Source organism: Sphingomonas sp. HT-1 (assembly GCF_048568905.1).
In the GTDB taxonomy this organism is placed as follows: Bacteria; Pseudomonadota; Alphaproteobacteria; order Sphingomonadales; family Sphingomonadaceae; genus Sphingomonas.
On the sequence record NZ_CP183770.1, the window covers coordinates 1,575,967 to 1,587,566 of the forward strand.

The window sequence follows — 11,600 nt, forward strand, 5'->3', positions numbered from 1 at the left end:
TACGCCTCGATCTGGTTCACGGCGCCGTCAGCGCTGGAAGACAATGGAAATCAGCCCGCGATTCTCAGTGTAGGCATTGGCCACCGCATTCGAGGTGCGCGAGTCATGGGAGAAGGAAAATGCCAGCCCGATCGTACGATTCAGGAAATAGCGCGCCCCGGCGCCGGCCCGCCAGATCTTTACATCCGGCACCGTCGCGCCGGTGCCCTGATAGGTATCCACTTCGTAGCCAGCCTGGCCGTAGAGGAGCAGGTTGCGCAGCAGCTCATGGTCGGCCCGCACGCTGCCGGAGGTGGCGAAGAAGCCGCTGGTATCCTGGAACGACGCATCCTCCACGGTACGGCGCACCGTTGCCGTGATGGTGGTGAGCGGGCTCGCGAAATACTGCACGCGCCCTTCCGCGGCCCAGCCGGAAATGTCGGGATAGATCGATGCCGTGTAGTTCCGGCGGACATAGCCGGCGGAAATGGCGCCGCGGATCAGCGAACTCACGTCGAAGCTGGCGCCCAGCAACGCACGCACCTGATCCGAGGTACGGTTGGGAACCCCCACCGACAGCGGCACGCGATAGTCGCTCTTTTCATATCCCAGCTGCACGAACACCGACGTGTCGGCAGAAACCGATATTTCGCCGCGGCCTGCCCCACGATAGACGTCGCGATTTCGACTTGCCTGGTCCAGCACTGTGCCACCGAAAGTGCGCACATCGCTGAACGTGAAGCCGTTGTAATCGAACGAAAGCTGGCCGCGCGCCTTGCCGCCGGTAAAGCTGGCCGTGGCACCTGCCTCGTTTTGGCGATATTGGATCGGCTCGGAAGCGGTCAGCGGTACGGCCGCGGAGGTGCGGGGTTCCACCAGCCGGGATGCGCGGAATCGCCCCGCGAACGAAACGCTGGACGTGGCGTCGAGACGCCCGTTCGCACCCGCGAACCAGGTATTTTCGTCACGCTGCGTCTCCGAAAAATAGCGACGGCCGGCATAGCCTGCGCTCAAGTCCAGCGCATAAGTGGTGGCGTTGGTCGACAAGGAAGCGCGCGGCGCCACCGTGACATAGCCATCCCCGGTGCGCGGCGACCGGATCGCGTAAACGTTGTCGGAGAAGCCGAGTTCGGTATCGACGCGCGGAAAGAGCGTGAAACTGCCGAGCTGCAAGCCCAGAGCCTCATATTCCGGCCGGGCGCGATCAAGCACCGACTCGTTCCGACCGCGATCGAACTGCAGCGGAAGATCGGGCGCAACCAGGCTTTCCCCGACATTCTGCGCCTGCGCCTGCGTAGCGCAAGCGAGGCCCAGCACGGACACTATGATTGAATGATAGCCACGCACAATAGTCCCCCCAAATTCTACGCCAGCAACCGCTTAGGGTGCCACGTAATCCGACGTGCCACCGCCGACGGCCACATTGGGTCCCTGATCCGCCTGCTGATCCGCGACACTGCCGGTCGCGCCGGTGCCTTCATTCTGGCACCGCGAAACCGTGGTCGACAGGTTGCGAAGGGCAGCACGCGCCGTGTTGGACAGATCGCCCTGCAGCACTGTGTTCAATGCCTTGGTCGTCGCACCGCAGCCTGCATTGGCCTGATCCAGAACGAACGCCAGCTGCGCCTCCAATGCGCCGACACGGGCGTCGTCCGGCTTGCCTTCCAGCGCTGCGCGGATCGCCTGCACCACCGCGTCTGCTTGCTGGTCCTCGTCGACCGGTGCAGGCGCAGGCGTCTGCGTCGCCTCTCCCGTCTGCGTCGCCGCAGGGTTTGCAATCGACAGCGATCCCGCCGCAAGAACGATGAATACTCCGCGCACCGGAACTCCCCCTTCTCGTTTCCTCTGAAATCAGAGGTATTTAATCTCCAAACGCATCCATTCGCACATTCAGCGTCATCGACTGAGCCCGATTTTCAGGATCAGAAGAATCGCTCTCCAATACGTACGGTATCACCCGGAGATACACGAACAGAAGCATCAAGGCGAATCCTCTGTTCTTTGTCATCTCCCGCCCTCCGCAGGAAGACGTGCTTACGATCAGCCCTGTAGCTGAAACCTTCCGCCGTCGCCACCGCGTTTAGAACTGTCAACCCAGAGGAATATGGATATTGTCCAGGTTTTTTTACTTCCCCGAGGATATAGTAGGGACGAAAGGTGAGAACATCGATGCTGACTTTCGGCTCGCGAATATATCCATCGGCCAACTTGGTCCGAATATCTTCCGCTACCTGGCTGGCGGTCCTGCCTTGTGCCGGAACATTGCCGATCAGCGACATCGACACAGAGCCGTTTGCATTCACAAGATATTCGCCCGAAAGCGACGGCTCGTCATAGACGATGACGCGAACCTTGTCGGCAACGCCCAGATGATAATCCTGGTCCGCCGACACCGCAGAAGCGGCAGGCGCGGCTTCCTGTGCAAATGCAGCACCATTCAACGCCAGTAACAAGAACATGATGGTTAGAAGACGCTTCACCTCGTCATCCTCCTTGTCACCTTCTTATCAAGAAACCGAATATTAAGCAATGCATTACTGCACCGTAACGGGAATTGCGCAGGAAGAACGCGGTCGGATCGTGGTTACCACGGGCAAATGATCCGATCCGTTTGCAGGCCCGCGATGGACCGCAACAACCTGCCAGCGGGGACCCAAAAACAGGTGGTCCAAGGGCAAAAATGGTTGCACTGCAACATCGTGCAGGCGGGCGGGCCACGTCACGCGCAATTGCGTCACGCGCCGCATCGGCGCCCATTCAGCCTCCAGCCGCCGCATGCCGAACTGCCAGGCAGGCAGGTTGAAATCGCCAGCGATCAGCATCTGTTCTCGCGGAAGATGAGCAATTTCGGCGCGCAGCCGTGCCAGATTGCGACGCTGCCCCGCATAGGGCCACGGGCGGGCGAGATGGATGCCTATCACGTCCAGATCGCCGCAGCTGGTTTCGAGACGGGCCCAGGCGGCGGACAAGGCGCGCCGGTTCTCGGGGTCGCCCTGCGCGAGGCTGCGAGCAGCGCGAATCGGCAGTCGCGAAAGAATCCAGGTGGAGCAACGCCCCCCCGGCGCACAGTTCACCCGCCCGGCAAAGTGCGGGAGCAGCGATTGCAGCAACGCCGACTGCCAGCCCACCTCGGCGAGCACCACGATGTCGGGCCGCTGCGCCAGGATCCAGCGCGCGGCCTGCTGCGGGACGGGATTGTGCTTCCAGGCGTTGAACTGCACGATTCGCAGATCGCGGACCGGATCCTCTGTCATCGCTTGGGGGGCAGCGGCCAGGCCTGGCAACAGCGTGACCGCGGCATAACCGACGCCCAGCGTCGCAATGCCCAAGGCCGCGCGCCGGTGCCGCGCTGCCAGGCAAAGCGCAGCCCCCAGCGCCAGCAGCGGCCATGCCGGGGCGACGATGTTGGCGGCATCCCCTGGCTCCCACACTGTGCCGAGCAGGCCGAAGCCGATTCCCAGCCCGGCCAGAGACGCCAGAACAAGTCCGAAACCCTGGCGCAACCTTTCGCCCACGCCAGGGCGCGGCGCAGCACCGACCGCTTGCAGTCTGAACATCGGCTAGTCCTCCACGGAGGGATCTGAGGGGAATGTTAAGCGTTCCGTAACGATTGCTCTGGCAGAAGGACAGCATGGCGAAGCTGCAGGAAAATCGAAACGGCGAAACGCCGTCGTCGGCGCCCCGGGCGCCCATCTGGTCGTCGGCCCAGGCGCCGGGCTTTGTGCCCTCGCCGGTCCATGGCTTTCAGGCGCGGATTGCCGCGGCCTGTCTGGACGAGGCACCGGACGATCACGCGCGCTGGCCCGGTGCGGTACGCCTGGCGCTGCTCGGCGGCGGCGTCGCACTTTCCTGGTGGATCGCAATCCAGTTCGCCCGCGCGATCTTGTGATCCCCTTAAGTCGATTACCTTAACGTAAAAGTTAACCACCTCGTTAAACCTCAAATAAGCACGTCCTCCATTACTCCGCTGCCACATCAGGCGGAGTATGCAGGATGCGTAAGCGTAGCGCGGCAGCGTGTATTGCCGCTCTTTTGATGTGGCCGTACTTGGCTTCGGCACAAGAATATCGATTTGTTCCTACGGCCAGCACAACGGATGCTCCACGCGGGTTCGTCGCATTGTGCCAAGCGGACGGTGCACTGTGCCGCATGCTCGGCGGTCTTCCGGGGTATGGCGAGAGTCAGACCGGTCGCGCCGTTGCCGCGACCGCGAGCATCGCGCTCACTCTTCCCCAACACGCCGCGATCGATGCCGGTAGCGATTCCTCCAAGCTGCTCGCCAGCGTCAACCGCTTGGTCAACAGCCGCGTCCGTCAACGCACCGATCTTGCCGCGTTCGGCGAAGGCGAGCTGTGGCGCCGCAGCGGCATCGGGCGGGGGGCCGTGGGCGACTGCGAGGATCTCGCGATCGAAAAGCGGCTGCAGCTGATCGACGCGGGCTATCCCGCCGATCGACTGTTCTTCGCAGTCGTCTATCGCCGTGGACTGGGCCTGCATACGCTGCTGCTAGCCCGCACAGACGATGGCGACATGGTGCTGGACAGCCGCTCGCCTTATGTTCGGCCCTGGCACGAAGCCGGCTATGACTGGATCAGCGCGCAGGCGCCAGGCGAAGCCGGCCGGTGGCAGACGGTGGTGGTCCCCTCCCGTCGATCCTGATCCAGCCGCCGAGGCTTGATCGGCAGATCGATTTCGCCGAGCAGTGCCGTGGATTTGGATCGAGGAAAGGCAGGGCATGTCGAAGGCGACGCGCGCCACGCGCATGCTGGAAGCGGCGAATATCCCGTTCAGCGTCCACAGCTACGATTATGATCCCGATGCCGACCAGATTGGGATGCAGGCGGCGGAGGCGCTGGGCGAGCCGCCAGCGCGGGTGTTGAAGACGCTGATGGCGCTGGCCGACGGCAAGCCGGTGCTCGCCATCGTACCGTCCGATCGCCAAGTGGCGATGAAGCGGCTCGCAACCGCACTGGACGCGAAATCGGCCGAGATGATGAAGCCTGCTGAGGCGGAGCGGATCTCCGGTTACAAAGTCGGCGGGATCAGCCCGTTTGGGCAGAGGCGGTCTTGCCCGGTAGTGATCGAGCAGGATGCGCTGACGGAGCCTCATGTATACGTCAACGGCGGGCAGCGCGGCCTTCAAGTGCGGCTGACGCCCGGCGACGCCGCCCGGCTGCTCGCGGCAAGAGTGGCGGCGATCACCGTCTGAAACGCAACATCGGAAGACGAACGCTGCCGTCGCGATCCCCACGGCCATTTAACTATGGCCACCATACTTCTACTATGCTTCTCGCGGTCGTGTTGCGCTTAACTTCAAAGGTATTGAGCGGCATAGAGATTTAAGGCGCCCGCAACGATCATGTGCATACGCAGCATCCTCCGCACTACGCTGATGCTCGATAGAAGGCATGTGCGCCTCGCGCCCCGCAGATCACTCTTCGTCGCGGCGATTGCATCCTGGTCCGGACTTGCGGCGACGCCTGCGGACCTATCGTTAGCGCAATCCAGCGAGCGGATTGCGGTGGAAAATTCCGACAACGAGATCGTAGTCACCGGGATTAGCGGCATCGTAGTGAATGGGCGAGCCCGCCGGTGTCGCCCCGTCGCCGGGGATCCCCTCGATGCTGTGGACCTGCGCTCGGGCTACGACACGGACCCCCACTCAGGGCTGCAGGTGGCCAAATACATGGCCATCATCCCCGACGGCCCATCGGGGTACATTGCCGCTCCCAATGCCGAGCAGATCACCGGTCCCGCCTTCTGGCAGCGCATCGGCGTCGGGATGGATCAGTATGTCTTTCGCGCACCATCGAACAATAGGCCGATGTGCGTCGGCGGGAGCGGCGGCATCGACAGGTTTGCCGGCTTCCGGCGTATCGTCCACGCCACCCCCTATCGAGGGCACCGTCTGCGGTTCACCGCATGGGTCGCCACCGGAGGAGCGCAGCAGGTCAGCTTCTGGCTGGCCGCCGGAACTCAATGGCACCAGCAACGCGGTCAATTGAAAGCGCGAAGGACCGAAACCAATCGATTGTTGAACGGCGGCAACACCAACGCCGTACCTTTCGGGGGAAACCACGGTTGGACGCCGGTTCTGATCGAGACCGGCCCAATTCACAAGGATGCCGATCACATCAGCTATGGTTTCGATCTGCAGGGTTCGGGCGATGTCTGGGTTTACGAGCCCAAGCTGGAAATCGTCGCCAATGGGCTCGACCCGCGCACGGGTAACATTATCATGATCGGACGGAACCAGTAGCTGAAAGCCTGCTCCCGACGAACCTTCGGTAGTTCAAATCAAGATGCGTCCGCTGCCATTGATAGACATCGCGGCTGGTTGCGCATTCTTCCACCTAGAGCGTCTTCACCCGCGGTGAATTGCTTCAGAGCGGCCGCGCGTGCTTGGCCGCTTCGCGCAGCAATTCGGTGACGTGTTCCAGCATCGATGGCCGCCCCTTCGGCCCCTTCACCACGGTGGCGTTGATATAGGCATGGACCTTCGCGCGCAGCCGGGCCTCGGCACGAAGCCGCATCCAGTCGCCTGCCCTTGTCCCTCCGACCGCCCCGCCGAGCGGCAGCGTTGTCGCCGCGCCTCGCATGATGCCGGAGAGCGCGGCGCCGCCCGCGGCGGCCCAGTCGCCCAGTTCCTCCATCATGTCGCGCATCAGGTTCGTGTCGATGGGCTGCGGTCGCCAGTGTAGCGGATAGAAGGCGATCGGCTGCAAGGTCCGGTCCGCCTCCTCGATCACTCGCCGTGCCAGCGGATCGACGACCCGGCGCACCACCGGCGCAATCCGAGTGGCAACGAAGCGCGTCTGCTCGATCAGGCCATCCTGCCAATCCGCTTGGGAAAGCTCGGTATCCAGCGCCTCGACCAAGTCCGCCGCGGCCTGTTGCAGCACCGCCCGCGCCAGCGCCACATGCGTGTCGCGCCAACGGCGGATCTCTCCCCGGCCGAACAGGCGCATCAGGACCAAGGTTGCGGCTCCAGCAGGTTCATGCCGGCGACCTGACCAGAAACGGCGGGTAATCTCAACCGTTCACCGCGCGCCAAAGGCTGGCACGCCCGGCGGTACGGCGGCATTGCGCCAGCGCTCCACGGCCACGACTTCCATCTTTCCTCCCTCGTTCCGCCGCCGCTGGATCAGCGTTGCTTCCTGCTGCCGGGTCGATCCGATCGTGGCGCCGGTTCGCACCCAGAAGCTGTTCGATTTGAACGAGGTGCCCCAGGGCAAGGTGACGTGCTGATCGTTCAGGTCCTTCAGGGTCAGGTAGCCCTGGCGCGCGCGGATGGCGACGAGGCGGCTGGCGATCAGCGGATCCTTGAACAGGATGCGCATCAATTCGGGCTCGGCGGCATTCAGGTTGATCGCGGTGATGCCGGGCAGCGCCGTCACCACCCGTTCCAGCTGATCGGCCATCTTCGGCGCGATGCCTGCAAGCCGGAGCGGACGCAGATCGGTCACCGGCCCCTGCAGCCGGACATATTGGATCGCGGCCACCACCTGCTCGGGCGGCATGCCGATGTCGTTGGCGATTTCCTGGAGCAACACCACCGCCCCCGCCTCACCGGTGCGAACCGAATTGATGTTGAACCGTCCCTCGGCATCCGCGATCGCGAGATCGAACGTGCCCCCTTCGATCGGCGCGGCGTTCTCGGCAAGCTTCGCCCAGGGCTCGCCGCGATGATCAACGTCGCCGGCCGTTTCCGCATCGCGCCGTAGCGCCACCAGCGCGGAAAGCTCGCCCCCGCGAACGATCGCCTGCGCCCGCGCCGCCTCGCGCATGCGCAGCCCGCGGTCGAGCGCAAGTTCCTCGCGATTGACCATCAGCAGCACCAGCCCGCTGGCGATCGCGACGAACATCAGCACGTTGACCAGGATCATCCCAGCTTGGTCGTCGCCGCGCACCTTGGGGGCGTTCACTGCGGAGCCTCTTGCGCGCGCGTCGGCAACGTCACCACCCGGTGAAGCCTCACCGGAGCGCCACTCGGCCCTGCCGCCTGCAGGTCCAGCGCGATCGCCCGCGGCCAGCGCTGCTTGGCTTCCTCGCTGTCGTCCACCGGCCACCGGTCGCGCCATGCGCCATCCCAGAATTGCCACCGCGCGGTCACAACGCCCGGCAATAAAAGTTGCGGTGCGGGCGCCACCCGCACCAGCCCCCCCCCAGCTACAGCATATTGTACCCGTGCGGTGACGCCGCCGGTACCCGGCGCGGTGCGCAGGAACGACAACGCGTCCCCCCCGCCGGTTACTGGGCCACTGGCAAGTTGATCGAGATCGCTCGTCAGCACGAACATTGTCCGCTGCAGCGCGGCCAGCCGATCCAGCCGCGCCTCGGTTCGCCCGTTCACGCGCAGGATGCCGTCCACCAGCGCCAGGCCTGCCGCCGCAATCAACGCGAACAGCCCCAGCGAAATCATCAGCTCGATCAACGTGAAGCCGGCCTCGCCGGCTTCGCGGCGCTGATTCACGATCCCGAACTCACCGCCACGCTGGCATAGCCGTCACGCGAGGCGACTACGATCGCGAAATCCCGCGCTACCGAGCCGTCGGTGCGGAACCGCACCGGACCCGTGACGCCGTGAAAACCGCGGGCATCGACCAGGCCGGCCATGTTCAGGGCATTGGCCTCGCGCAGCTTGTTGGCGACACCCGCCGCGTCATAGGCGAGTGCGGTGATCGTACCCGGATCGCCGCCGTTCCGGGCTTCGAACGCCTGCGCGAACGACGCGAACCCGCCGGGATCGGGACAGGCGAGCCAAGCGCCGTCCAGTGCTTCCAGTGCCTCCGGCCGGCTATCCAGCCCTTGGATCGTGCCCAGCAGTTGCACGCCGCTGCCCCGCAGCGCCCGTGCCGCGGCCAGGACTCCCTCGCCGCTGCCGGGCAACAGCACGGCATCGGGCGAATCGCCAGCGGCCGGCAGCGGCTCGTCCGGCGTGACCTGCAGCACCCGCAGCCGCAGCCCGATCTCCTGCTCCATCCGGCCCGCCGCAAGGCTAGCGGCAGCGCACCAAGGCGAGCCATCGTCGATCATTACCACCGATCGCACCCCGCGGGTGCGCGCGTAGCGGAGCACCGCACTCGTCACCTGGGCAGCGGTGATGCCGAATATCCACACGCCCGGCTGGCGCAGCACCGAATCGTTGCTGAACGCAATGACTGGCACTCGGTTCGCCACGGTGCTCCCCACCGCCGGAAGTTCCGCCGCGGTCAGCGGGCCCAGAATCATCGCCGGGTGACGCCGCAGCGCTTCGCCGGCGGCGCGGGCGGCCCCCTCTGCCGTGCCGCCGGTATCGAAACTCAGCACGAAATCGGCGTTTTCCGCGAGCAAGGCCGCTTGGCGCATGCTACGGCCGAGTTCCGCTCGCGGTCCGGTGAGCGGCAGCACCAGGGCGATGGGGCGCTTGTCCTTCTTCTCGCCCGCCCACGCGAACGAAGGAAGCGAGACCGATGCCGCGGATAGGACGAGGCCCGAGGGCAGCAACCGCAGCAGGGACCGACGGTCCATTGCCGACTCCGGATTCAGCGAATGAGGCACGTCGGCGTCTTATCGTCTTCGCGGGCCTCGGCATAGGGGCCTATGCCCTCGCCATGCTCGTAACCGCACCGGCGAGCCTGCTCGTCCGAAACGCGCCGTGGCGCACGGGCGTCGCCGGCACGATCTGGAACGGCGAAGTAGGCATCGCAGGCGGCAGCCGATTTACCTGGCAGATGGCGCCGCTGCGTTCGCTGACGAGCCTGGCGTTCGCTGCCGACTGGAAGGCGACAGGGCCGGATACCGATCTCGGCGGCCGGCTGCTGGTGCATGCCGGCGGGCGCACCGTGCTGGATCATGTCAGCGGCGCCGCGGACGCGAGCCTGCTCCAGGCGATCCAACCGGATCTGCCTTTCACCTGCGACTTGGTCATGCAGGTGGAAATGGCGCGGATCGCTGTCGGCGGCGGCACGCAGATGCTCGACGGCAAGGTCACGACTGATCCGGGCAGTTGCAGCCCCAAGAGCGGCGGCGCGGCAACAGCGGTGCCCGCCCTGCTGCTTACCGCCGAACATGTTGGCCCGCGCACGACGATCCGGCTGGCGCCGTCCACGCAGCGCCGGCAGGTGCTGCTCGATGCCGTCCTCAGCGAAGACGGTGCGCTCGATCTGGGCGTGAGCCGTGACGGCGCGACGGCCCTGCCGTTTCTTGGGGTACCCGGCGGTCTTCGGATCCAGGGGCAGCTGTGAACTGAAAGCCTTAAAGGCGATTCCCCGCCGAAGAGCGCCTTTACACGCCCACCAGATTGTTGAGGTTGATGATCGGCAGCAGGATCGCCAGCACCATCAGCAGCACCAGGCCGCCCATCACCAGCAGCACCAGCGGCTCGACCAGAGCGACAAGCGTCGCCACCAGCGCGTCCAGCTCGCGCTCCAGTTCGCCCGAGGCGCGCCCGAGCGCGGGGGCGAGCTTGCCCGAACTTTCGCCGGAGGCGACGATCGCAACCAGCATCGACGGGAAAACGTCCGCTTCCTGCATCGCCGCGCGCAAGCTGATGCCTTCGCGCACCCGCGCCGCCACACCAAACGCCTTTTCGCGCACGAAGTGGTTGGGCGTAACCGCCGCAGCGGCATGCAGCGCCTCGACCAGGGGCACCGCGCTACCCACCAACGTGGCCAGGCTGCCGGCAAATCGAGCGGCGTTCATCTGGCGGCTGAATCGGCGGAACGGCCGGCGCTCGGCGAAAAACCGGTGCACGCGCAGACGGTTGGCCGGCACCCGCAGCCACCGCCCTAAGGCGATGAAGCCAACGCCGATGGCGATCAGCAGGTAGAGCCCGAAGGCCTGCAGGAATGCGCTGATCGCGATCAATGCGCGAGTGAGTAACGGCAGATCGGCACCGCGCGAGACGAACACTTTCACGATGTCCGGCACGACATAGACCATCAGCAGCACCATCATTCCGACGGAGACCAGTGCGAGCAGCGCCGGATAGAGCAATGCGAGTTGCAGCTTCTGGCCATTGGCCTGGCGATTTTCGACGAACTCGGCGAGGTGGTTGAGCACGTCGGTCAGCCGCCCGGACGCCTCTCCCGCCGCAACCGAGGCGCGGTAGAATTCGGGGAAGGCCTTGGGATGCTGCGCCAGCGCGGCGGCGAAGCTGCGCCCGTCCAGGATGGCGCCGCGCACGTCGAGCAGCAACGAGCTTACCGCCGGCTGCTCCGACTGGTTGGCGACAAGGCGCAGCGCCTCCTCGATCGCGATGTCCGAGCCGACCAGCGTCGAGATCTGCCGGGTGACGGTGGCGAGCGCGCGGGCGCTCACCCCGCTGCGGCCGAAGCGCGGCAGGGTGATCGACCCGATTGAGCGCCCGCGCTCAGCGGCAGGTTCAACCGAGAGCGGCAGCAGCGCCTGCTCGCGCAGCAGCGCGCGGGCGGCGGCGGGGCTGGACGCCTCGATCACGCCGCGCTTGGCGGCACCGCTGCGATCGGCCGCGCGATAGGCGAAAGCGGGCATTCAGATCCTCCCCTGTCGAACGCCGCAGCGTGCGCTCCCCTCCCGCTTGCGGGAGGGGTCGGGGGAGGGGATGACGTGGAAGAAGCGCTGTACGGTTTCAGCCCCTCCCCTAGCCCCTCCCGCAAGCG

At 65.4% G+C, this 11,600-nt stretch carries 14 protein-coding genes; 5 read left to right on the plus strand and 9 right to left on the minus strand.

Features of this window, described 5'->3' with window-relative positions:
- Positions 1–27: 27 nt before the first annotated feature.
- The 4 genes from ACNFJ7_RS07220 to ACNFJ7_RS07235 all read right to left on the minus strand — a co-directional run bounded on the left by ACNFJ7_RS07220 (position 28) and on the right by ACNFJ7_RS07235 (position 3,536).
- A complete protein-coding gene (locus tag ACNFJ7_RS07220) occupies positions 28–1,302 on the minus strand; it encodes an outer membrane beta-barrel protein (RefSeq protein WP_050990187.1) in 1,275 nt (424 codons plus the stop codon).
- 57 nt (positions 1,303–1,359) lie between these two features.
- Positions 1,360–1,800 carry a hypothetical protein gene (locus ACNFJ7_RS07225; protein ID WP_019370341.1) on the minus strand — a complete coding sequence of 147 codons (441 nt, stop codon included), beginning with the start codon at positions 1,798–1,800 and terminating at the stop codon, positions 1,360–1,362.
- 101 nt (positions 1,801–1,901) lie between these two features.
- The gene (locus ACNFJ7_RS07230; protein ID WP_019370342.1) at positions 1,902–2,459 is read right to left on the minus strand and encodes a polysaccharide biosynthesis/export family protein; all 558 of its coding nucleotides are present in this window, start codon (positions 2,457–2,459) and stop codon (positions 1,902–1,904) included.
- Between the two features lie 54 nt (positions 2,460–2,513).
- Positions 2,514–3,536 (minus strand): endonuclease/exonuclease/phosphatase family protein, encoded by a 1,023-nt coding sequence (locus tag ACNFJ7_RS07235; protein ID WP_019370343.1) that lies wholly within the window; start codon positions 3,534–3,536, stop codon positions 2,514–2,516.
- A 74-nt stretch (positions 3,537–3,610) separates the two neighbouring features.
- Between ACNFJ7_RS07235 and ACNFJ7_RS07240 the strand changes: the two genes are divergently transcribed.
- The 4 genes from ACNFJ7_RS07240 to ACNFJ7_RS07255 all read left to right on the plus strand — a co-directional run bounded on the left by ACNFJ7_RS07240 (position 3,611) and on the right by ACNFJ7_RS07255 (position 6,238).
- Positions 3,611–3,868 (plus strand): hypothetical protein, encoded by a 258-nt coding sequence (locus ACNFJ7_RS07240; RefSeq protein ID WP_152997833.1) that lies wholly within the window; start codon positions 3,611–3,613, stop codon positions 3,866–3,868.
- A gap of 260 nt (positions 3,869–4,128) precedes the next feature.
- Complete coding sequence (locus ACNFJ7_RS07245) at positions 4,129–4,638, plus strand: transglutaminase-like cysteine peptidase (RefSeq protein ID WP_019370345.1); 510 nt, start codon at positions 4,129–4,131, stop codon at positions 4,636–4,638.
- Between the two features lie 76 nt (positions 4,639–4,714).
- Entirely contained in the window at positions 4,715–5,188 is a 474-nt protein-coding gene (ybaK, locus tag ACNFJ7_RS07250; RefSeq protein WP_019370346.1) for a Cys-tRNA(Pro) deacylase, read from the plus strand.
- A gap of 150 nt (positions 5,189–5,338) precedes the next feature.
- On the plus strand, positions 5,339–6,238 hold the full coding sequence (locus tag ACNFJ7_RS07255) for a hypothetical protein (protein ID WP_160327957.1): 900 nt from the start codon (positions 5,339–5,341) through the stop codon (positions 6,236–6,238).
- Positions 6,239–6,362: 124 nt separating this feature from the next.
- On the opposite strand, the gene ACNFJ7_RS07260 is transcribed toward ACNFJ7_RS07255, so the two are convergent.
- The 4 genes from ACNFJ7_RS07260 to ACNFJ7_RS07275 all read right to left on the minus strand — a co-directional run bounded on the left by ACNFJ7_RS07260 (position 6,363) and on the right by ACNFJ7_RS07275 (position 9,489).
- Positions 6,363–6,947 carry a hypothetical protein gene (locus ACNFJ7_RS07260; RefSeq protein WP_019370349.1) on the minus strand — a complete coding sequence of 195 codons (585 nt, stop codon included), beginning with the start codon at positions 6,945–6,947 and terminating at the stop codon, positions 6,363–6,365.
- A 72-nt stretch (positions 6,948–7,019) separates the two neighbouring features.
- Positions 7,020–7,904, minus strand: a complete 885-nt coding sequence (locus ACNFJ7_RS07265; RefSeq protein ID WP_019370350.1) for a general secretion pathway protein GspK — start codon at positions 7,902–7,904, stop codon at positions 7,020–7,022.
- Positions 7,901–8,452, minus strand: a complete 552-nt coding sequence (locus tag ACNFJ7_RS07270) for a type II secretion system protein GspJ (protein ID WP_019370351.1) — start codon at positions 8,450–8,452, stop codon at positions 7,901–7,903. The genes ACNFJ7_RS07265 and ACNFJ7_RS07270 overlap by 4 nt, the downstream gene beginning before the upstream one ends.
- Positions 8,449–9,489 (minus strand): penicillin-binding protein activator, encoded by a 1,041-nt coding sequence (locus tag ACNFJ7_RS07275; protein ID WP_019370352.1) that lies wholly within the window; start codon positions 9,487–9,489, stop codon positions 8,449–8,451. Before ACNFJ7_RS07275 ends, ACNFJ7_RS07270 begins: the two co-directional genes overlap by 4 nt.
- A gap of 83 nt (positions 9,490–9,572) precedes the next feature.
- Between ACNFJ7_RS07275 and ACNFJ7_RS07280 the strand changes: the two genes are divergently transcribed.
- Positions 9,573–10,205, plus strand: coding sequence for a type II secretion system protein N (locus tag ACNFJ7_RS07280; protein ID WP_019370353.1), 633 nt, complete (start codon positions 9,573–9,575; stop codon positions 10,203–10,205).
- A 40-nt stretch (positions 10,206–10,245) separates the two neighbouring features.
- Here the strand turns inward: ACNFJ7_RS07280 and ACNFJ7_RS07285 are convergent, their stop codons facing one another.
- Positions 10,246–11,472, minus strand: coding sequence for a type II secretion system F family protein (locus tag ACNFJ7_RS07285; RefSeq protein ID WP_019370354.1), 1,227 nt, complete (start codon positions 11,470–11,472; stop codon positions 10,246–10,248).
- Between the last annotated feature and the right edge of the window lie 128 nt (positions 11,473–11,600).